Origin of the sequence: Lysinibacillus sp. NPDC056959 (assembly GCF_042674095.1) — a bacterium.
Taxonomy (GTDB): Bacteria; Bacillota; Bacilli; order Bacillales_A; family Planococcaceae; genus Lysinibacillus; species Lysinibacillus zambalensis.
Genome location: NZ_JBHURE010000041.1, coordinates 1 through 20962 on the forward strand (window position 1 = coordinate 1; position 20962 = coordinate 20962).

Annotated in this window: 18 protein-coding genes, 1 pseudogene and 1 riboswitch; of the genes and pseudogenes, 14 read left to right on the plus strand and 5 right to left on the minus strand. The window is 38.0% G+C overall.

The genetic code is table 11. The annotated features are described in order from the left end of the window. The first annotated feature begins 332 nt into the window (after window positions 1-332). The 8 genes from cotE (at window position 333) to ACFTQ7_RS23900 (ending at window position 9826) form a co-directional block, all read left to right on the plus strand. Window positions 333-947: an outer spore coat protein CotE gene (cotE, locus tag ACFTQ7_RS23865; RefSeq protein ID WP_386831716.1), complete on the plus strand. Its 615-nt coding sequence runs from the start codon at window positions 333-335 to the stop codon at window positions 945-947. A 119-nt stretch (window positions 948-1066) separates the two neighbouring features. Next, entirely contained in the window at window positions 1067-3658 is a 2592-nt protein-coding gene (gene mutS / locus ACFTQ7_RS23870) for a DNA mismatch repair protein MutS (protein ID WP_386831718.1), read from the plus strand. Between the two features lie 14 nt (window positions 3659-3672). After that, window positions 3673-5544: a DNA mismatch repair endonuclease MutL gene (gene mutL / locus ACFTQ7_RS23875; protein ID WP_349659687.1), complete on the plus strand. Its 1872-nt coding sequence runs from the start codon at window positions 3673-3675 to the stop codon at window positions 5542-5544. Between the two features lie 110 nt (window positions 5545-5654). Next, window positions 5655-7301: a glycerol-3-phosphate dehydrogenase/oxidase gene (locus ACFTQ7_RS23880; RefSeq protein WP_386831721.1), complete on the plus strand. Its 1647-nt coding sequence runs from the start codon at window positions 5655-5657 to the stop codon at window positions 7299-7301. Between the two features lie 3 nt (window positions 7302-7304). Continuing rightward, window positions 7305-8222, plus strand: coding sequence for an alpha/beta fold hydrolase (locus ACFTQ7_RS23885; protein ID WP_386831723.1), 918 nt, complete (start codon window positions 7305-7307; stop codon window positions 8220-8222). Further along, window positions 8209-9111 carry a tRNA (adenosine(37)-N6)-dimethylallyltransferase MiaA gene (gene miaA / locus ACFTQ7_RS23890; protein ID WP_386831725.1) on the plus strand — a complete coding sequence of 301 codons (903 nt, stop codon included), beginning with the start codon at window positions 8209-8211 and terminating at the stop codon, window positions 9109-9111. Before ACFTQ7_RS23885 ends, miaA begins: the two co-directional genes overlap by 14 nt. Before the next feature lie 91 nt (window positions 9112-9202). Then, window positions 9203-9433 (plus strand): RNA chaperone Hfq, encoded by a 231-nt coding sequence (gene hfq / locus ACFTQ7_RS23895; RefSeq protein ID WP_386831727.1) that lies wholly within the window; start codon window positions 9203-9205, stop codon window positions 9431-9433. Between the two features lie 90 nt (window positions 9434-9523). Continuing rightward, a complete protein-coding gene (locus ACFTQ7_RS23900) occupies window positions 9524-9826 on the plus strand; it encodes a rhodanese-like domain-containing protein (protein WP_349659682.1) in 303 nt (100 codons plus the stop codon). Window positions 9827-9883: 57 nt separating this feature from the next. Here ACFTQ7_RS23900 and ACFTQ7_RS23905 read toward each other — a convergent pair whose 3' ends face one another. Further along, window positions 9884-10279: a hypothetical protein gene (locus tag ACFTQ7_RS23905; protein WP_386831729.1), complete on the minus strand. Its 396-nt coding sequence runs from the start codon at window positions 10277-10279 to the stop codon at window positions 9884-9886. 312 nt (window positions 10280-10591) lie between these two features. On the opposite strand from ACFTQ7_RS23905, the gene ACFTQ7_RS23910 reads away from it, so the two are divergent. Continuing rightward, on the plus strand, window positions 10592-11464 hold the full coding sequence (locus ACFTQ7_RS23910) for a DMT family transporter (RefSeq protein WP_386831731.1): 873 nt from the start codon (window positions 10592-10594) through the stop codon (window positions 11462-11464). Window positions 11465-11676: 212 nt separating this feature from the next. Here the strand turns inward: ACFTQ7_RS23910 and ACFTQ7_RS23915 are convergent, their stop codons facing one another. From ACFTQ7_RS23915 to ACFTQ7_RS23925, 3 genes and pseudogenes are all read right to left on the minus strand, one after another. Next, complete coding sequence (locus ACFTQ7_RS23915) at window positions 11677-12063, minus strand: amidohydrolase family protein (protein WP_386831746.1); 387 nt, start codon at window positions 12061-12063, stop codon at window positions 11677-11679. A gap of 37 nt (window positions 12064-12100) precedes the next feature. Further along, window positions 12101-12223: a hypothetical protein gene (locus ACFTQ7_RS23920; protein WP_386831733.1), complete on the minus strand. Its 123-nt coding sequence runs from the start codon at window positions 12221-12223 to the stop codon at window positions 12101-12103. A gap of 92 nt (window positions 12224-12315) precedes the next feature. Next, window positions 12316-12435 (minus strand): annotated as a pseudogene (locus ACFTQ7_RS23925) (phosphoenolpyruvate phosphomutase); the annotation flags it as partial. Between the two features lie 312 nt (window positions 12436-12747). Between ACFTQ7_RS23925 and ACFTQ7_RS23930 the strand changes: the two are divergent. Both ACFTQ7_RS23930 and cobT read left to right on the plus strand, forming a co-directional pair. Beyond that, window positions 12748-13512 carry a YheC/YheD family protein gene (locus tag ACFTQ7_RS23930; protein WP_386831735.1) on the plus strand — a complete coding sequence of 255 codons (765 nt, stop codon included), beginning with the start codon at window positions 12748-12750 and terminating at the stop codon, window positions 13510-13512. A 1026-nt stretch (window positions 13513-14538) separates the two neighbouring features. After that, a riboswitch (cobalamin riboswitch) is annotated at window positions 14539-14715 on the plus strand. 114 nt (window positions 14716-14829) lie between these two features. Further along, on the plus strand, window positions 14830-15885 hold the full coding sequence (gene cobT, locus ACFTQ7_RS23935) for a nicotinate-nucleotide--dimethylbenzimidazole phosphoribosyltransferase (RefSeq protein ID WP_386831737.1): 1056 nt from the start codon (window positions 14830-14832) through the stop codon (window positions 15883-15885). 120 nt (window positions 15886-16005) lie between these two features. Here the strand turns inward: cobT and ACFTQ7_RS23940 are convergent, their stop codons facing one another. Continuing rightward, window positions 16006-16611, minus strand: a complete 606-nt coding sequence (locus ACFTQ7_RS23940; RefSeq protein ID WP_386831739.1) for a trimeric intracellular cation channel family protein — start codon at window positions 16609-16611, stop codon at window positions 16006-16008. A gap of 552 nt (window positions 16612-17163) precedes the next feature. On the opposite strand from ACFTQ7_RS23940, the gene ACFTQ7_RS23945 reads away from it, so the two are divergent. From ACFTQ7_RS23945 to glnA, 3 genes are all read left to right on the plus strand, one after another. Next, the gene (locus ACFTQ7_RS23945; RefSeq protein ID WP_386831741.1) at window positions 17164-18414 is read left to right on the plus strand and encodes a methionine gamma-lyase family protein; all 1251 of its coding nucleotides are present in this window, start codon (window positions 17164-17166) and stop codon (window positions 18412-18414) included. Between the two features lie 342 nt (window positions 18415-18756). After that, the gene (locus ACFTQ7_RS23950) at window positions 18757-19131 is read left to right on the plus strand and encodes a MerR family transcriptional regulator (RefSeq protein ID WP_079560583.1); all 375 of its coding nucleotides are present in this window, start codon (window positions 18757-18759) and stop codon (window positions 19129-19131) included. Window positions 19132-19214: 83 nt separating this feature from the next. Then, the gene (gene glnA, locus ACFTQ7_RS23955; protein WP_386831744.1) at window positions 19215-20549 is read left to right on the plus strand and encodes a type I glutamate--ammonia ligase; all 1335 of its coding nucleotides are present in this window, start codon (window positions 19215-19217) and stop codon (window positions 20547-20549) included. The last annotated feature ends 413 nt before the right edge of the window (window positions 20550-20962 follow it).

The following is a 20962-nucleotide window of genomic DNA, read 5'->3' on the forward strand; positions in this document are numbered from 1 at the left end:
CGTTATTCATCTTAATTGAACCGCCGTATACGGAACCGTACGTACGGTGGTGTGAGAGGTCGGGAGCTAATCACTCCCTCCTACTCGATTGTTAAAAAGTTATTGTGTCAATGAAATGAAGATGCCTGTCGCTCTTCGTTTTATAATTATAAATTAAAGTGTCATGCCAGAAGAGACATACAATATTTAATTAGCTGCAATTCAGGCAAAGCTTCAATATTCATAGATATTAGCGTGTTTCTGACAACATACTATGTAAAATGAATTTAATCCTTAATTCGATTCTATAAAAATATATGTTCACCCAATAGGCGCTACCTGCATATGATGGAGTGAAAAGAGTCGAAGGAGGAATTGCGCTGAAACGTTTACGACAAATCGTGACGAGAGCAGTAGTTGCCAAGGGGAAGAAGAGAACAGAAGAACGTGTAACATTATGTCCATCAAATAAGCCGACAAGCATTCTCGGTTGCTGGGTTATTAATCATACTTGCTCCGCGAAAAAAGTCGGTAAATTTGTAGAAGTATCAGGGAAGTTTGATGTCAATGTATGGTATGCCTATAGTAATCATTCGAAAACAGCAGTGTTTTCTGAAACGGTGCACTATAAAGACAAAGTGAAGCTTTCATTTAGAGAAGGCGAAGTAAGTGTTGGTGATGATGTACGTGTACGTGTCATTCAAGAGCCAAACTGCATAGAGGCAATCATTTCTCCATGCGGTACGAAATTTGAAATCTTAGTAGAACGTGAAGTCGTTGTAGAGGTAATGGGAGAAACGACGATTTGTATTAGTGTACATCCACTAGATTTCGAAGAAGAATGGAACTTTGAAGAGAGCTCATCTTCGTCTTCATCTAGCTCCAGTTCCAGCTCATCGTCTAGCTCCAGTGAAGAAGGTAGGTATGTTTTAGAGTCCTCATCGTTTCCTGATGAACGACCAAGATAATATTGAAGATTTAATACATGCGAAGCGCTAGCATCTTAAAAAAGGTGAATTAAGCGTTTCGCATGTATCTTTTGTTATAATAAAAATATCTATATGGTTAGAGCGAGGGAATTATTAAAATGACAACATATACACCAATGATGCAACAGTATTTGCAGGTAAAGGAAGATTACAAGGATGCCTTTTTATTTTTTAGATTAGGCGACTTTTACGAGATGTTTTTTGAGGATGCTATTAATGCCTCACAACTGTTAGAAATTACATTAACGAGCCGAGATGCTGGTGCAAAAGAGCGAATTCCAATGTGTGGTGTTCCACATCATTCGGCAAAAAATTATATTGAAACACTTGTGCAAAAGGGCTATAAGGTTGCAGTTTGTGAGCAAACAGAAGATCCGAAGCAAGCAAAAGGTGTAGTGAAGCGTGAAGTCGTACAACTTATTACACCGGGTACGATTATGGAAGGTAAGTCGCTCGATGGTAAATCCAATCATTTTATTGGCGCTGCGGAGCAATTTGATGATACGACATTTGGCTACGCTTATTTAGACTTATCTACAGGTGAAGCAGTAGCCTCCTCTATTGAGGGCGACGGTAAAGCGCTTTTAATGCAAATGCAGGCATACGGAATTCGCGAATTAATTGTCACAGAAAATTTGCAACTGCTATTAGCGGAGCATGCAGTCAATGTCGGTATCGTCCTTTCTATTGAAACAGATGAAATGACGTTGGCTAAAGCTGCACATTATGTAGAAGCGGTGCCGAATGATTTACAAATTGCTTGCCTTCGTTTACTTCATTATATCGATAAAACACAAATGCGTTCATTATCACATATTCAAACATTTACGTATAATGAAATGAAAAATTATTTACGTATTGACTCTAGCTCTAAGCGTAATTTAGAGCTAATTCAATCTATTCGCGGCGGTGATCAAAAGGGCACGCTTTTATGGTTGTTAGATGACACCGTGACTGCAATGGGCGGGCGAAAATTAAAGCAATGGTTACACCAACCTCTTGCTTCACGTTCTGCCATTGAAGCGAGACTAGCGAATGTCACGGATTTATTAGAGGAGTATTTTGTAAGAACAGAGCTTCAAGCCTCTTTAAAACAAGTATACGATTTAGAGCGTTTAGCTGGACGTGTAGCTTTTGGTAATGTAGGTGGACGTGATTTAGCGCAGCTACGTGACTCATTGCGTCAAGTACCTGTAATTCAGCAACAATTACGTGGTGCTAATAAGGAAACATTGCAAAAGCTAGGTGCAGCACTTGATACGTGTGAGGATGTAGAGGCACTTTTAGCTCGTGCAATTACGGACAACCCACCAATTACGATTAAAGAGGGTGACGTCATTCGCGATGGCTATAATGAGCGTTTAGACGAGCTACGCTATGCCTCACGGAATGGGAAAGATTGGATTGCACAGCTGGAGCAAGAGGAACGGGCGAAAACAGGCATTAAAAACTTAAAAATCGGCTACAATCGAATTTTCGGTTATTATATTGAAATTACGAAATCTAATATCCATTTAGCTGATTTAACTCGCTATGAACGTAAGCAAACTTTGGCAAATGCTGAACGTTATATTACGCAAGAGCTTAAGGAAAAAGAAGCATTAATTTTAAATGCGGAGGAAGAAAGTTTAACGTTAGAATATAATTTGTTTGTGGAAATACGTGATGAATTAAAGGCGTTTATTCCACGTGTACAAGCATTAGCGGCAAGCATTAGTGAGCTGGATGTGCTAGTAAGTTTTGCGAGTGTTTCAGAGAAATATCGTTTTACGAAGCCTGAGTTTCATGAAGGGCGTGCGCTAGAAATTATTGAAGGGCGCCATCCAGTTGTTGAGAAAATGCTCAATAAGCAAATGTATGTACCAAACGATTGTGTTCTTGAGGATAATAATAATATGATGCTGATTACAGGTCCGAATATGTCCGGTAAAAGTACGTATATGCGTCAAGTTGCACTAATTGTTGTGATGGCACAAATGGGCTGTTATGTGCCTGCTGAAAAAGCTAGATTACCAATTACAGATCAGATTTTTACACGCATTGGTGCCGCAGATGATTTAGCAGCGGGACAATCAACCTTTATGGTGGAGATGTTAGAATCTCAGCACGCTATTACGCATGCTACAAAAAATAGTTTAATGCTATTTGATGAAATTGGTCGCGGGACATCTACTTATGATGGGATGAGTCTTGCTCAATCTATGATGGAATACATCCATGATAAAATTGGAGCAAACACACTGTTCTCAACTCACTATCATGAATTAACGGCACTTGAAAAGGAGCTTCCTCGACTGCAAAATGTACATGTATCTGCTACTGAAAAAAATGGCACGGTTGTCTTTTTGCATAAGGTGAAAAAGGGGGCTGCTGATAAATCTTACGGGATTCATGTAGCACAGCTTGCCCAATTACCAGAGGAAATTTTAACAAGAGCACAAGTACTGCTTGAAAACTTCGAGGCGGGACGCGAGGCAGGACACGAAGCCGAAAACGAAGTAGCCATAGTACAGGAAGTTGATGAAAAGCCAATGCAAATGTCCTTATTTACAGAGGAAGAACCAATTTCTCCTGCAGAATCTGAGGTGCTTAAAAACCTAGAAAAAGTAAATATTCTAGGCACTTCACCAATGCAAGCGATGAATATTTTATATGAATTACAGCAACAACTAGTAAATGCAAAAAAGTAAAGGAGTGATGCGCTATGGGAAAAATACAAATTATGGACGAGTGGCTGTCCAATAAAATCGCGGCAGGGGAAGTAGTAGAAAGACCGGCCTCTGTAGTTAAAGAGCTTGTTGAAAATGCCATTGATGCAGGAAGTACGTCCATTGATGTTTTTTTACTAGAAGCGGGCCTCACTTCAATTCAGGTCATTGATAATGGTAGTGGTATGGACGAAGAGGATGCATTAATATCATTCTCTCGCCATGCGACAAGTAAAATTCATCAGGAGCATGATTTATTTCGAATTCGTACACTTGGCTTCCGGGGTGAGGCATTAGCTTCCATTGCATCAGTGTCAAAAATGACACTGATTACATCAAATGGTGAATCAGGAACGTATTTAGAGCTTGAGGGTGGGCATATCGCCACACATAAACCTGGCCCTTTGCGTAAGGGAACAGATCTTACAATAGCCCAGCTATTTTTCAATACACCCGCTCGATTAAAATATATGAAAACAATACAAACAGAGCTTGGACATACAATTGATCTAATGAACCGCCTTGCGCTCGGAAATCCACAAATTGCGTTTAGATTGCTGCATAACGGCCAGCAATTGTTACAAACAAATGGACGAGGGGATGTTCAGCAAGTATTAGCAGCCATTTACGGTGTGCATAATGCTAAGAAAATGGTGGCATTCAGTGGAGAATCACAGGATTATAAAATTTCTGGCTTTGTATCTCTACCTGAGGTGACTCGTGCCTCGAAAAACTATATGTCGTTATTTGTGAATGGTCGCTGGGTGAAGCATTATTTAATACAAAAAGCGATTGTAGATGCTTATCATACGTATTTGCCCATTGAACGTTTTCCGATTGTAGCGCTCTTTATAGAGGGAGATCCTTATTTAACAGATGTCAATGTTCATCCTGCCAAGCATCAAATACGTTTAAGTAAGGAGCCTGAGCTTCTTAAGCTAATTGAGGAAACGATACGAGAGGAAATCCGCCATGTTATTCGAGTACCGCAAATGGAAAAGAAGGAGAAAGTGGCAAAGTCTGAGACGGAGCAGTTAAATATTTGGAAACCTGCACCGAAGCTTAATGTGGAGAAAATGAATGCTATTGTAGAGAAACTTTATGATGTACAAACTGTTCAGGAATCCAACACATTAGATCCGATAGTGCCACAATCTGAATCCGTCCCTACTGCTATTGAAGATAGCTGGCAACCGACACCAGTGATGGAAGTGAATCGTCCTGAAGAAGAAGTGACGCTAGAAGAACCAATGGAAGTTTTGGAGGATGAGCCTACGAAAGAACCATTCCCTGCACTTGAAGTGGTAGGGCAAATTCACGGCACGTATATTGTTGCGCAAATGGAGGATGGCTTTTATTTAATTGATCAGCACGCAGCTCAGGAACGTATTAAATATGAATTTTTCCGTGAAAAGGTCGGTCAGGTGAACCCAAATGAGCGTCAGGCTTTATTGCTGCCATTGACTTTCCATTATGCTGCTGACGAGGCTCTTATTTTAAGAGAAAATCGACAGGAGTTAGAAGCTGTAGGCGTATTTTTAGAGGAATTTGGGCAGGCATCATTTGTCGTGAGAGAGCATCCGAGCTGGTTCCCTAAAGGGGAAGAACAGGAAATTATTGAGGACTTAATTGAACAAGTGCTGACAACTAAAAAAGCGGACGTCAAAAAACTACGTGAAGCGGCAGCGATTATGATGAGCTGTAAAAAGTCGATAAAGGCCAATTATTATTTAACGAAAGAGCAAATGGAAGTGTTATTGCGAGATTTACGCAATGCCGACAATCCATTTACATGCCCGCACGGACGTCCAGTACTTATTCATTTTACATCTTATGAAGTGGAAAAAATGTTTAAACGGGTAATGTAATTGAAGTGGAATTAGAATTCTATGCTTAACATTATTGTTAGTTATATAGGATGGCATACTTAGTAGAAGTTACACGTATTTTCAATTTATAGCAAATGGGGGAGAAAGGTATGTTTTCATTTGAGCATCGTCCTAAAATTATGCATTTTTTAGAGCAATATAGCTTTGACGTTTTAGTCATTGGTGGCGGCATTACTGGTGCTGGCATAGCACTTGATGCAGCCTCGAGGGGGTTATCAGTCGCTTTGATTGAGAAGCAGGATTTTTCTGCTGGCACATCAAGCCGTTCAACAAAGCTTATTCATGGTGGACTTCGTTATTTAAAGCAACTTGAAGTAGGTGTAGTAGCCGAGGTTGGGCGTGAGCGTGAAATTGTTTATGACAATGCTGTTCACGTGACATCGCCTGAAAAGATGTTACTACCATTATATAAGAAGGGCTCGCTTGGACCTTTTACAACATCAATGGCACTGAAGGTATATGATCGATTAGCAGGTGTTAAAAAGCATGAACGTAGAACAATGTTAAACGCTCAAGAAACGGCAGAGCTAGAGCCTTTACTCAATCAAGATGAGCTTATTGGTGGTGGCTATTACGTTGAATATCGTACAGATGATGCCCGTCTAACAATTGAAGTGTTGAAAAAAGCTGTAGAATACGGGGCACTTTGTTTAAATTATGCGGAAATGACAGGGTTTTTATATGAGAAGAAAAAGCTTGTTGGAGCACAAGTGACGGATCATGTTACAGGGAAAACAATGGAAGTGCATGCTGCGCAAATCGTCAATGCAACTGGGCCTTGGGTGGACGAGGTTCGCCAAAAGGATAAAGTAGCAGACAAAAAACAATTACGTCTCACAAAAGGAGTTCATATTGTCCTTGATCAAAAGGATTTTCCATTACAGCAAGCCGTGTACTTTGATATAGTGGATGGGCGTATGGCCTTTGCAATTCCACGTGATGGTAAAACGTATGTAGGGACAACAGATACAGTTTACGAGGGAGACCCTACACATCCGGTCGCTACCCAGGAGGACGTTGATTATTTAATTGTAGCTGCAAAAACAGTGTTTCCAACTGCAAATATTTCAAGAGATACGGTTGAATCGTCGTGGGCAGGTGTGCGTCCACTTATTTATGAAAAAGGCAAGAATCCATCCGAAATTTCACGAAAAGATGAGATATGGACGGCTCCAAGTGGGCTAATAACAATTGCTGGTGGAAAACTAACGGGTTACCGTCAAATGGCAGAAACAATCGTTGATAAAATTGTGAAAATCCATAAATATAAGCACGCAAGTCCATGTGTGACACGTGAGTTATCACTTTCCGGTGCAAAGGGCATTAATGCCATTAATTTCCCTGATTATAGTTCTTATAAAGCTAAAGAGGGCGTTCAGTATGGCCTTAATTATGATGAAGCAAAACAGCTTGTACAAAAATATGGGACAAATGTTGACGCATTATATAACCAGGTGAAATATTTACATGAGCACGGAAGTACGATGCCTTTAGTTTTACATGCCATGTTACTTTATGGCATAGAAGCGGAAATGGTGTATACGCCAAGTGATTTCTTTATTCGTCGAACAGGCTTATTATACTTCGATATTGATGCAGTAAAACGTTATAAACAGCAGGTCATTCAAGTTATGCAACAACATTTTCACTATACAGAGTCACAAAGAAATACTTATGTAGCTCAACTAGAGCAAGCTATTTTAGATGCAACAAATTTTGCAGAGGAAGGAGTGTAAGCAATGGAGCGTTATATTGAAATGTCAGATGGTCATTTTCTGTTTACACGAACATTAAAGCCATCAAATCCATGTATTGGTCATATTCATATATTGCATGGGATGGCGGAGCATAGTGGACGTTATGTTACATTTGCCAATAGCCTAAACGAAGCGGGCTACGCAGTGACAATGCATGATCATCGAGGGCATGGAGAAACAGCTGCTTATAATGGCACATTAGGTTTTTTTGCTGAACAAAATGGGTTTGATCGTGTCGTAGAGGATGCGCATGAAGTAGTAACATTTTTGCATGAACAATTTGCAGATGTACCATTAATTATATTTGGTCATAGTATGGGATCGTTCATTACTAGAAGATATATACAATTGTACAGCGATCAAGTGGATCATGTGATTCTATGTGGAACAGGGAATGTTACAGCATTGCATACGATGGGGAATTTAGTAGCGAAAGTATTAGCCAAACAGCTTGGTAAAGAGACAGAGAGCAAGTTATTAAATAAGCTGAGCTTTGGTAGCTTTAATAAACAGTTCCCGAATTCGAAGACTGCTTATGATTGGATATGTTCAGTAGAGGACGAAGTGGAAAAATATATAGATGATCCGTATTGCGGCTTTATCCCAACAAATCAATTTTTTGTCGATTTAACAACAGGTTTCAGGTCGTTAAATCGAAAAAGTGAAATAGCAAAGGTGAAGAAGGACTTACCGATATTATTGATAAGTGGTAGCAAAGATCCCGTAGGAGAACAAGGTCAAGGTGTGTACGCTGTTGCAGAACAATTTACAGAGGCAGGCATACAGGACGTGACGGTCTACTTATTTGAGGATAAGCGCCATGAAATCCTAAATGAGGATAATCGAGAGGCAGTCTATCAAGTTTTATTACGGTGGTTAGAAAAATATGATACAAGATAAAATACAACAGGCAGAGGTCGTAGCAATCGTAGGACCTACAGCATCTGGGAAAACAGCACTAAGCATTGAGTTAGCAGAAAAATATAATGGAGAAATCATCAACGGTGACTCCATGCAAATCTATCGAGATTTAGATATTGGTACAGCTAAAATTACGGAAGAAGAGATGGAGGGTGTACCCCATCATTTACTAAGTTTCAAAGAGCCAACAGAATCCTTTTCAGTAGCTGACTATCAAAAATTAGTACGAGCTAAAATTGCGGAAATTCAAATGCGTGGCAAGCTACCGATTATTGTAGGGGGCTCAGGTTTATATGTGCAGGCAGTACTCTTTGATTTTCAATTTACAAAGGAGCAGGTAGATGAGGTGGCACGGAAAGCCTATTATGAAGAACTAGAGAAATTAGGTCCAGAGGCGATGCATGCTAGGCTGAAAAAACTTGATCCACAAACAGCGGAGACAATTCATCCAAATAACACTCGCCGTGTCATACGTGCGTTAGAGATGATTGAGCTTAGTGGTGTTTCAAAGGCATCCGAAGCACACAATCGTGGAGAGGTTCCACTGTACAATCATGTGATTTTAGGGCTCGGGCAAAATATGTCACGTGAAGTGCTCTATGATCGTATTAACTGTCGTGTTGACATAATGATGGAAAAAGGGCTTTTAGAAGAAGTAAAGGGCTTATGGCAGAAAGATATTCGTGGTGTGCAATCAATCCAAGCAATCGGCTACAAAGAATTATACGATTACTTAGATGGTAAATGCTCTTTAGAAGAGGCGATTGACAGCTTAAAGCAAAATTCTCGCCGCTATGCGAAAAGACAGCTAACATACTTCCGAAACAAAATGGATGTCTATTTTGTTAAAAATGACGAAAGACTTTAATTAATTTCTAAAAATTACTAATTGATAAATTGGTAGAACATGCTACTATAGGAATGAATAGGTAGAAAGAGAGTATAGGGAGGCATATTTGATGAAATCAATTAACTTGCAAGATACATTCTTAAACCATTTACGTAAAAATAATGTTTTTGTAACTGTGTTTTTGTTAAATGGATTTCAGTTAAAAGGAACTGTGAAATCCTATGATAATTTTACAGTATTGTTACTAGATGCTGATAACAAACAACACCTTATTTACAAACACGCTATTTCTACATTTGTTCCAGCGAAGCAAGTGGATTTTTTAGAGACAGATAACTAGAGTAAAACAGTTAGTGTTCTTGACACTAGCTGTTTTTTTGCCTTCAGGCTATAATGTAAGAGGAAATTGACATATTGGAGGACTACACAGATGAAATCTATGGATACAACAGAAGTATTAGAACTATTAGATGCGAACGAAGACCTATACATTATTGATGTTCGTGAAGAGGATGAGGTAGCACAAGGCATGATCCCGGGTGCTCAACACATTGCTCTTGGGACAATCCCTGAGCGCTTAGAAGAATTAGATGCTTCTAAGCCATACATTATCGTTTGTAAGGCAGGCGGACGTTCAGCAAATGCTTGTGCATACCTAGAAGCTCAAGGCTTTGACGTAACAAACCTTGAAGGCGGCATGCTTGCTTATGATGGAGAGTTAGAGTTTAAATAATGACATACTAAAAAAGAAAGAGCCTTTTAATATTTGCTCTTTCTTTTTTTCTTGCGCTTATTTTTTTAGGGAGTCTATAATAAGGCTAAAATTTTTTTCGAAATGATTGTATGGATTTTCATTTTTTAGCTCACGGATTTTTAGGTTATAACTGGCAAAGTTTAAACCGGCACCGTAAACTTGTAATGCGCCATTCGCAAGATCGCCGTTCTGAAGAAGTTCAATACCTTCCTTTAAGAAGGTTTCGCTCTCATCGAAGTGACATTCAGTAATGTTTTTATTTCCATTGTAAAATAACTTCAGGTTTTCAATGATTTTATTCGCTGTATCTTCACTTATTGAAGCGTCTACATTGATTAATAATTGGTTTATCGGTTTTACTAGCTGAGCATATAGGCTATCATAATTTTCACATGTTTCAGCAATGGCGTTTCTTAGCTCTTTTGTATCCATCGTCTCTTCTCCTATCTTTTTAATTTTGTTCTCCCGTACATTGTATTAACTCCTATACTTATCTAGCATGCTAGTTTTCAATAATTTTTATCGTTTTAGTACTTATCAAAAGATAGCATCTAGCTTGAATATTCTGAAATATGTTACAATTAATTTCGTTAAGGAGGGATAAGTATGTATCGAACAATAGCACCCCCAACAATGTCTTTACAGTAGAATCTACTGTTTAGGCATTCGATAAAAGCTTGCTAATTCTCAATAGATTCTACTGTATATCGGAGACTATATACATGTAGAAAGAAGGAATTAGAAATGAGCGGAAAACTTTCTTTTATTGTATCAATGATTATTTTTGGCGCTGTCGGTGTTTTTGCAAAATACATTAAGTTGCCTTCAAGTGAAATAGCCTTTTGGATGAGTCTTATTGGCACTTGTTTTTTACTTTTGGTGTTCCTTTCTAAAAAAGAAAAATTTACGAAAACAACTATTTTGCAAAATAAATGGCCATTGATACTTTCGAGCTTTGCTTTATGCGGCAATTGGATTTTTCTTTTCCAAGCGTACAAGGAAACAACCATCGCAAATGCAGCGCTAAGTTACTATTTTGCTCCAGTACTAGTAATTTGTTTATCACCAATCGTTTTGAAAGAGAAAATATATGCACGGAAAATCGTTTATGTTTGTGTTGCGCTAGTAGGCCTGTATTTTATCGTCCAAAGTCAAACTACCGAAACGAGCGAACATTATATCGGAATTGTCTATGGGCTTATTGCAGCTTGTTTCTATACAATAGTTACATTCACCAATAAGTATATCCGTGGATTAAAAGAACCTGATAATACGATTATTCAGCTTGCTCTAGCAGCGTTATTCCTTGCGCTTTATCTTTTTGGGACCAATGAGTTCCAAATAATGCAAATTGATATGAAATCAATTAGTTTACTTATAGCATTGGGTATTGTCCATGCTGGGATCGGCTTCTATTTGTTCTTTTTCGGAATGCGTCATCTAAAAGGGCAAAGTATAGCTATTTTAAGCTATATTGATCCGCTAACATCATTACTGATTTCGACGATGATTATAGGAGAGAAAGTGACGACACTACAAGTACTAGGCGCTATCCTTTTACTCGGCGCAACATTCCTGAGTGAAATGGATAAAACAAAGTTGATATCACAGCAATAAACGGACAGAAAGCTCCCGAAAGCCTTTTGGGTATTAGGGAGCTTTTAGTAAAGGGGAATAGTATTAGTTTTATCCCCTAAAGAACGTTTTGATATTTTTGAAGAAAGCATTCAGTTTATCTTATTTTCTTCGATTTTGGGAGAATGTTTGAGAATATATCCTGCATAATTTGTTGCAAAGTCTATTCTTCTTTACTATTGTGCCATGCACCATTATTTAGTTTCTTGGTCGGCAAAGGATGCTTCTACACTATTTAAATAAATTTGTCGATATTCTTCTTCGCTTAGATTAAATTCGTTGTTGACTAAATGGATTTCTTTTGCCAGTGTAGTATCTGATACTTTTCTGTTATCCGTATTAAATGTCACTTTTATTCCATCTTTATGAAACGTATAAATCGGATGTTCCGAATAATGATGAACAGCTTTCGTTTGGACATTACGTGTTGGACACATTTCAAGCACTACGTGTCTTTCTTTCACAATCTTATATGCTTCGGCACAATCTTTAATACATACTCCATGTCCTAATCTTTCAGCACCCAACAGTTCAACAGCCTCTAGAACGTTTTTACCAATTCCTGTTTCACCGGCATGAATAGTGACTCTGTAGCCATATTGGCTAAAGCGATTGGATCTACTCTACGAATTTTTCACAAAATCCTTCTTCTTCGGATGCACATAGGTCAATTGCCACTACACCTTTTCCAAGGAACTTTTTCCTCTTTTCAACCATCTCGAATGCACTTTCTACAGACATCGTCCTCACGCAAGACGGGATTATATTTCTCTTTATTTCGTAACAGCTTTCAGCGTCTCTCACCCCATCTATAACAGATTAAATAATCTCTTCCAAATTCCTTTAAAACCGACTTCCTCTACAACTTTTGCGGAAAGACCGTTATGGGCTTCCGTTAAAAATTCTAGTTTATTTGAATATATTTTTTTAAAAAAGTTCGTCCTTTTTTTCAATATCTCCCATCTCCATACTCGACATATCTATATAACTAAAAGTAAAGATTAGTGGGGCAAATATATTAGAAACTAATGATTTTGAAAGTAATAAAATGGATGTATTGAAAACAACATAATGCTACTTTTCTAGTGTAGTAAATTTATTATGACTCTAATAGAAAAATGGGTGATATTAGTCACGTTACCAAGTCCCACCTACCCATGCGAGATAAATCTATTTGCATACAATACAGTAACCTCTATAAGTGGGGAGGACTAAACTATTAATAAAAAAGAAATAAAAATATCTAACTAAATGAGGTGAGTTTATTGAAAAATGGACTTGGAAAATGGGAACAATTCTTACTTTTAAAACAAAATCCTTTAACAACTAACTGCATTCCAGAATCAACACTTTACAGTCTAGAAAACCTAATCTATTTATTAAATAAATATGAGTATATTTATGTGAAACATAATAGCGCCGGACAAGGAAGAGCAATTTATAAAATCTACAAAAGAAAAGATGGACACTATTGTTTTAACGGATTTACCATGCAAGGTGAAGAAATAAGTAAATGTGTAGCAGCAATTGAGGATTTCCACCAAGTTCTACATCCATATGAGAAACACGGTAGATTAAGCGGAAATTATATTATACAGGAAGGGGTCAAAAGTCTCACCCCTGATGGGGATTCAATATCTATTCGTGTTCATGTTCAAAATCTAAAGGGAAAATGGGTAATTGGTGGAATTTACGGAAGGGTTGCAACTGAGGATCATGGGATTGTCAATTCAAATCGGGGTTCTAAAGCAATATCGATTGAGGAATTATTATCAGGTTATTTGATGATGGATAATACAAAGAAAGATCAAACAATAGATTCTCTAAAAGAAGATTCAATTTTAGCAGCTGAAGTAATAGCATCCCACTTTCCTTGTAGAGAATATGGCATTGATTTTGGAATAAATCTTGAAGGAAAACCTATATTATTTGAAGTAAATACAACGCCTAGCATTCGTAGTTTTGCCAAAGTTGATAGGGCAATCTGGAAGAACATTGTTGAGATTAGGAAAAAGCAAAATGAAGGCTAAGTTTGAAATGTAGTTATTTTTCATTTTAGTCATCAGCATATTTCTATTCAATAGACATACATCAAAAAATTACTTTCCTTTCTATAATTTTAGGAAAGAAGAAACTTAATTGCATCCGTTACTTGTGAACGATTAGGGATTTCCTGAAAAAATGGATTATGGTTGGGTAGGCGCGATATGAATCAATTTTCTTTGGAGACGATTCAGCATGGGCTCAAATTCCCAGCCCTCAGGAACCTGAATTCGCGTACATTAGTTTATTTGGTTATTCGAAGTGTTAAAAGATTCTTTTGATTCACTCTTATTGGCGAAGGAAAATCCCTGGAAAAAATGTCTGTTTACAACTTAAGCAGACCTATTTTTATATTAATTATACTTTGTTAGAGATATGTAGAACTATAACTTCTGAATGATTGTAGGGAATAGTTTCACTTCATTTTGAAGCAACGTCCTAAAGATATTGGTTACTCGAAAGATTTCAGTATGTAGTTTTTTAGTAACCATTAATAACTACTTAGGCTTGGAATAAAGTTTAATTAAAAGCACTTCTTTAGCCTACATTTTAAGATAAATAAAAAGAATCCATTTCGAATAAAAGGCTTCTTATTTTTGCTTACTGAAGTACTATAAAAAACAATTAAAGAGAAAAGGAACCAATAAAACTAAAATAGCACCTATACCAAAAACAGAAATCACTTTTATCATGTCTTTCTTCAACAAAACACCACCTAATATCCATTTCTTAAAATCCAAACTATTATGTAAGGATGAGTGCTTTTATACTGCGTTTATATTAGTGTTAACGTTATTACTAGTGAATTAATTATTAGCAGTGTGAATTAGCCTTTCATAAGATCAAAAACTGACTGAACTTTCAGTAGTAACTGCTATAGCAGTAATTACTTTAGTATTTTGTGTTAAAGTTTTTAAATATGAATAATTAAGCATATCTATTTACTTAAAAAACAATGAAGCTTGAAAATTTAAAATGTTGACACAATGAGCGCTTTGCCGTAGATTTAAAGTAATTGCATAAAAGCGTTAGGTGCCCACTGCGGGAGAATAGGGAATAAAGTGAAAAACTTTAGCGGTCCCACCACTGTAAAAGGGAGTTTCATAGAGAATGCCACTAGCATCGTTCTGGGAAGGTTCTATGAAATGTTGAAATTGAGCCAGGAGACCTGCCTATCTGCTTCGTATTATATAGACGATGGAAAAGTCTGTAGTTTATTTGTTATGGATAAACTACAGGCTTTTTATTTTTTTCTCTAAATCATTCTTCGAGTAACGAGGGCAAAAAAGAAAGGGGAAATTTTCATGCAATTATTACAACAAACGATCCACAACATTCAAAGTGCCGACCACAAAATGATGGGGCAGGCAAGAGAACGCATAGATGCACTTTGCAAGCCACCTAGTAGTCTGGGAAAGCTGGAAACTCTAGCTGTGCAACTATCTGGTATTACAGGTGAACTATATCCTACAATTGATAATAAAGCAATTATTGTCTGTGCCGCGGATCATGGTGTCTGTGATGAAGGAGTGACACCGAACCCACAAAATGTGACGGTCTTCCAAACATTAAATTTTCCTAGAGGCGGAACTGGTGTCTGTGCTATCGCAAAAATCACAGATGCAAAAATTGTCACGGTAGACGTTGGCGTTAAAGAGGATATTCCAAGCGATGCTGGTGTTATCATTAAAAAGATTAAATATGGTACGGACAATATGGCAAAAGGACCTGCTATGTCAAGGGAAGAAGCCATTCAATCCATTGAAGTAGGAATTGAAGTAGCTACGGAAGAAATTAAAAAAGGGATAAATGTGCTCGGGACAGGTGAAATGGGTATCGGTAATACAACACCTAGTGCTGCTATATTATCGGTTCTTCATGAGTGTCATCCGAATGAAGTGACAGGCTTCGGTGCAGGAGTTGGACCAGGAGGGATTGCACATAAAGTAGAGGTTATTTACAATGCTATTGCATTAAATAAACCAAATCGCCATGATGCTATTAATATTCTTGCAAAAGTTGGAGGGCTAGAAATAGGCGCTATGGCAGGAGTGATACTTGCTGCCGCCGCACATCGAAAACCAGTTGTTATTGATGGCTTTATTTCTACTATTGCAGCTCTTATTGCATACGAACTTGAGCCAAACGTCAAAGACTATATTATTCCTTCTCATGCCTCTGAAGAACCAGGTGCAAAAATTGCCGCTGAAATGCTCGGAATTGAACCGATGCTACAAATGAATATGCGATTAGGAGAGGGCTCTGGTGCAGCTTTAGCCTTTCCTATTTTGGATGCAGCAAGCTCTATGATGAAAAACATGACTACATTAGAGGAAGCTATGCTACTGTTGAAAAAGTAGATCTATTAATCTTTAGGTGCTTATTGTCGCTGCTGTGGATGCACGGCGTTTGTGAAAATAAGAACAATTCAAAACAAGCCCAAATCTGATATTTGGGCTTGTTAATATGCAACGATATAGCTATGCCCGACTCAACCTCCGTAACGGTAAACGCCATTTCTTCATATATGAAAGTATTCTTAGTATTGTGATCACACCAAATAATACATATAAAAAGGTATCCCCTGAAAATAGTTGAAGTCCGATAATAAGCCCGGCTAGTGCTGCCCAAACACCATAAATTTCATCACGGAGGACTAATGGTTGTCGTCTAGCTAATAAATCTCGAACAATTCCACCACCTGACCCTGTTAAGACAGCAGCTACAATAACCGCACTAATAGGCATGTCGAGCTTCACAGCATAGAGAGCACCTTGAATCGCGAATGCCGATAATCCAATAGCATCGGTGAAATTACCCCAGCGATGCCAATGCTGAATAAGTCGGTGCGGAAATATGAAAAATAACGTAATAGCTGCAATGGCAATTTGGAACATCATATCTTGCCCCCACAGTGTTGTTACAGGTAAACCTATGAGTAGATTTCGTATAGCTCCACCACCAAAAGCAGTTACGATACCGAGTATATAGACACCGAATAAATCGTATTCTTCCTCCATTGCAATTATTGCCCCGGAAATAGCAAAGGCAATTGTTCCAATGATACTAAAAACCTCCCAAGCCAACCCTTTCACCCCTTATGTGAAACAATCATTTCATGTTGTTGTAGATTACATAGTAGAAAACTTTAAAGTTACCTTTTTGTATCTAGAAGTTTTTGCAAAGAAAAGTATAGACTTATGATTTGGAATTATCAGATATTAAATATCGAGAGTGTTGATTGGGAAAAAATAGGTTTATTATTGAGCGATAAAGGATTTTTTGTTTCTATTTTGCTAGTATATTCCCATTCTAACTGATTGTAGCGTAGGGTTACTCGACTCCCGCGGGAAAAGCGAAGCAGACGAGACCTTGTACGGAGCGCAGCGAAGGAAGCGACTTGACGCTCGCCCGCAGCGGAAATCAGCCTCTTTGAATTAATTCGGATGTATAAAAATGGTCAATCAACATACCTAATTAAATATCTAATTATAGCAGAAATAAATAGATATAGTTTGTAATTTAACTTAGCGCCTAATTAGTGCCTCAATGCAATTAGAAACGCAAGCAATTTTTGCAGGCAAGCTCACAAATTGTTAAGATAAGATTTGAACAAATGTGAAATGGAGAAGAACATAATGACTTTTACAACCAATTTATCAGAAGAAACACTAGCATTAGCTGCTAAAATAGAAGAAAAGGTACGCCCTTTTCATGCAAAGGTAGAAGATATGGCGTTCTTCAATCAACAAAAAGTGCTTGCTGCATTCAGAAAGCATCAAGTAAGTGATTATCATCTGCACCCATCTAACGGTTATGGCTATGATGATGAGGGGCGTGACAATCTAGAACGTGTTTATGCAGAGGTTTTTGGAGCGGAGGCTGCCATTGTACGCCCGCAAATTATTTCTGGTACACATGCAATCACACTTAGCTTATTCGGAGTACTACGTCCTGGTGATGAATTACTTTATATTTCGGGTCAGCCGTATGATACATTGCAATCAATAGTCGATGGTGGAGACAAGGATACTGGTTCGTTAAAAGATTATAAAATCGGTTATAGCCATGTGGATTTATTGAATAATCAAGAGATCGATTGGGAAGGTGTTGCAGCTGCAATTACACCAAACACAAAAATGATTGCTATCCAACGTTCGAAGGGCTATGCAACACGCCCATCCTTTACTATTTCGCAAATTGCAGAAATGTGTGCAAAGATCCGTGAATTAGCACCGAACGCAGTTATTTTCGTTGATAATTGCTACGGAGAATTTGTTGAGGCACAGGAACCGACAGAGGTTGGGGCGGACTTAATAGCAGGCTCGCTCATTAAAAATCCTGGTGGAGGCTTAGCGAAAATTGGTGGTTATATCGCGGGTCGTGCAGATTTAGTAGAAAAATGTGCTTATCGTATGACATCGCCAGGTATTGGTGCTGAAGCAGGGGCAACATTAAATACGCTCGGTGATTTCTATCAAGGATTTTTCCTTGCACCACATGTTGTATCTCAAGCATTAAAAGGTGCCGTTTTCACAGCTGCTATGCTGGGGGAAATAGGCATGAATACAACGCCAAGGTATGATGCGAATCGTACGGATTTAATTCAATCGGTTTCTTTCCAAACGGCGGAACAAATGATTGCTTTTTGCCGTGAAATTCAAGCAAACTCACCAATTAATGCGCATTATGCACCAGAGCCAGCGTATATGCCTGGCTATGAAGATGATGTCATCATGGCAGCTGGAACTTTCATTCAAGGTTCAAGCATTGAGCTCACAGCAGACGGTCCTATTCGTCCGCCATTTACCGCCTTTATTCAAGGTGGGTTAACATACGAGCACGTAAAATTTGCTATTTGTAGTGCTGTTCAAAAAATCCAAAAATAAGTAACGAAAAACTATTCAAAACTTCCATTTTGAATAGTTTTTTTACTAATGGATGAAAAAACCTCTGTCGCCCCGAAGCCCGCAGTAAGTTTTGCTCTATGCGAAAGCATAGCGACAGCAAATGATTTATCTGTGCAAAAGTATAGCGATAGCAACAACAAATGTTGTCTGTAGCGAAAGCGAAGCGGGAATCAACCACACGTTAGGATATTAAGTTTAGTTTTTTACAATTTTTCATCATTTCAAAAAAATAAATTTAATCCATGTTAGGAAAGCTTACATGAGCGGTTGACACTATAAATTTTTCGTTATATGATTAGCGAGTATTGGAGGGGAACTTAAATGAGTCGTGAAATTAGACGAACTATGCCGTTATTATCAATGAATATCGTAATGCAATTGACAGAGCTTTCGGCACGTCAGATTCGTTATTATGAAGAACACCATTTAATTGAGCCGCACCGAACAGAAGGCAACCGTCGAATGTTTTCATTAAATGACGTCGATACACTGCTGGAAATTAAAGATTATTTGGATCAGGGCATGAACATGGCGAAAATTAAAAAACTGTTCGCTAAAAAGAATGAACCTGTTTCAACAGATGAACGTGATTTAAGTGACTCAGAATTACGTAACATCATGCGTGAAGAAGTGCGTCAAGCACAGCGCATGCAAAAATCATCCATCCGTCGTGGGGATTTATCTCGATTCTATTAATAAGAGGCAACATCATTCATTTCTTTATTAATAGGGTAGGGTAATGATAAAAAGCTAGACAATTTATAGGAGTGTGGAAAACTGTGGGTAAATACACTAAAGAGGACATTAAACGTCTAATTGAAGAAAAAAATGTAAACTTTATACGTCTACAATTTACAGATATTCTTGGCACAATCAAAAACGTTGAGATTCCTGTAAGCCAATTAGACAAAGCACTAGAAAACAAAATGATGTTTGATGGCTCATCCATTGAAGGCTTCGTACGTATCGAAGAATCAGATATGTATTTATATCCTGATCTAGATTCTTTCGTAGTGTTCCCTTGGACTTCTGAAAAAGGGAAAGTAGCACGTTTCATCTGTGATGTATACACTGCTAAAGGCGAGCCATTTGCTGGTGACCCACGAAATAACTTAAAACGTATCCTTAAGAAAATGGAAGATATGGGATTCTCAAGCTTCAACTTAGGACCTGAACCAGAATTCTTCTTATTTAAATTAGATGCAAAAGGTGAACCGACATTAGAAGTGAACGACCACGGTGGTTACTTCGACTTAGCACCAACTGATCTTGGCGAAAACTGCCGTCGTGATATCGTATTAGAGCTAGAAGAAATGGGCTTCGAAATTGAAGCATCTCACCATGAGGTAGCTCCAGGACAACACGAAATCGACTTCAAATATGCAGACGCAATCACAGCTTGTGACAATATTCAAACGTTCAAATTAGTTGTTAAAACAATTGCACGTAAACACGGTCTACATGCTACATTCATGCCGAAGCCATTATTCGGTGAAGCGGGTTCTGGTATGCACTTTAATGTTTCATTATTTAAAGGTAAAGAGAATGCATTCTTCGATGAATCAACTGAACTAGGTCTTTCTGAAACAGCAATGCAATTCATGGCAGGTGTCCTTTCTCACGTTCAAGGCTTCACAGCTGTGACAAATCCAACAGTTAACTCTTATAAACGTCTTGTACCTGGTTACGAAGCACCATGTTATGTAGCATGGTCAGCTCAAAACCGTTCACCACTGATCCGTATCCCATCAGCACGTGGTCTTTCGACTCGTGTAGAAGTACGTTCTGTGGACCCATCTGCTAATCCGTATTTAGCGATGGCTGTTATTTTAGAAGCTGGTCTTGAAGGGATCCGTCGAAACTTAACACCACCAGCTGCTATTAATCGAAACATCTACGTGATGTCTGATGAAGAGCGTAAAGAGAATGGTATCGCAAACTTACCACCAGCGCTTGATGATGCTTTAGCATTACTTGCTAAGGATGAAGTAGCTCAAGCAGCTTTAGGTGAGCATATTTATGCAAACTTTAAAGAAGCAAAAGAAATCGAGTTCGACATGTACCGTACAACAGTACACCAATGGGAACGCGATCAATATTTAAAAATGTACTAATTAAAAACGTTGGAGCTATGATGCTCCAACGTTTTTTTTTGTGCGCTCAGCCTGGACGTACATCATTTTATGCGGTATTTTCAGATCAAAGTCAGCTGAATTTTTAAGTTCAAAAGGTCTTCAAAATAATAAAAAGAACGCAAATCAATACATAAAAGCTAAGTTAATCATAAATATTTAAGTTTTTCTTATATGCCCTATACACACTTGACTTCGTGAATTATTATTTTAAAAGAGGTGAATTAAATGGAAACAGTAACATCGTTTGGATTAATAAGTATACCAATTTTTTATCTTTATCAAATTATCTTTTTTTTCTTTTCCTAAATTGCAATTACAAGTTGAACACTTTTTTCAAAAACACCCCAGAGGTTCCTTTGTCTTCTGTTCGTCGGTCGGCATAGTTCGTTCAA

What these genes read in the sequence shown, in the direction of transcription:
- ACFTQ7_RS23910 (WP_386831731.1), top strand. Translation starts at nt 10,592, where the DNA reads ATGAGCGGAAAACTTTCTTTTATTGTATCAATGATTATTTTTGGCGCT.
- ACFTQ7_RS23900 (WP_349659682.1), top strand. Translation starts at nt 9,524, where the DNA reads ATGAAATCTATGGATACAACAGAAGTATTAGAACTATTAGATGCGAAC.
- ACFTQ7_RS23880 (WP_386831721.1), top strand. Translation starts at nt 5,655, where the DNA reads ATGTTTTCATTTGAGCATCGTCCTAAAATTATGCATTTTTTAGAGCAA.
- mutL (WP_349659687.1), top strand. Translation starts at nt 3,673, where the DNA reads ATGGGAAAAATACAAATTATGGACGAGTGGCTGTCCAATAAAATCGCG.
- hfq (WP_386831727.1), top strand. Translation starts at nt 9,203, where the DNA reads ATGAAATCAATTAACTTGCAAGATACATTCTTAAACCATTTACGTAAA.
- ACFTQ7_RS23920 (WP_386831733.1), bottom strand. Translation starts at nt 12,223, where the DNA reads ATGTCTGTAGAAAGTGCATTCGAGATGGTTGAAAAGAGGAAAAAGTTC.
- miaA (WP_386831725.1), top strand. Translation starts at nt 8,209, where the DNA reads ATGATACAAGATAAAATACAACAGGCAGAGGTCGTAGCAATCGTAGGA.
- mutS (WP_386831718.1), top strand. Translation starts at nt 1,067, where the DNA reads ATGACAACATATACACCAATGATGCAACAGTATTTGCAGGTAAAGGAA.
- ACFTQ7_RS23885 (WP_386831723.1), top strand. Translation starts at nt 7,305, where the DNA reads ATGGAGCGTTATATTGAAATGTCAGATGGTCATTTTCTGTTTACACGA.
- ACFTQ7_RS23945 (WP_386831741.1), top strand. Translation starts at nt 17,164, where the DNA reads ATGACTTTTACAACCAATTTATCAGAAGAAACACTAGCATTAGCTGCT.
- cobT (WP_386831737.1), top strand. Translation starts at nt 14,830, where the DNA reads ATGCAATTATTACAACAAACGATCCACAACATTCAAAGTGCCGACCAC.
- ACFTQ7_RS23950 (WP_079560583.1), top strand. Translation starts at nt 18,757, where the DNA reads ATGAGTCGTGAAATTAGACGAACTATGCCGTTATTATCAATGAATATC.
- ACFTQ7_RS23905 (WP_386831729.1), bottom strand. Translation starts at nt 10,279, where the DNA reads ATGGATACAAAAGAGCTAAGAAACGCCATTGCTGAAACATGTGAAAAT.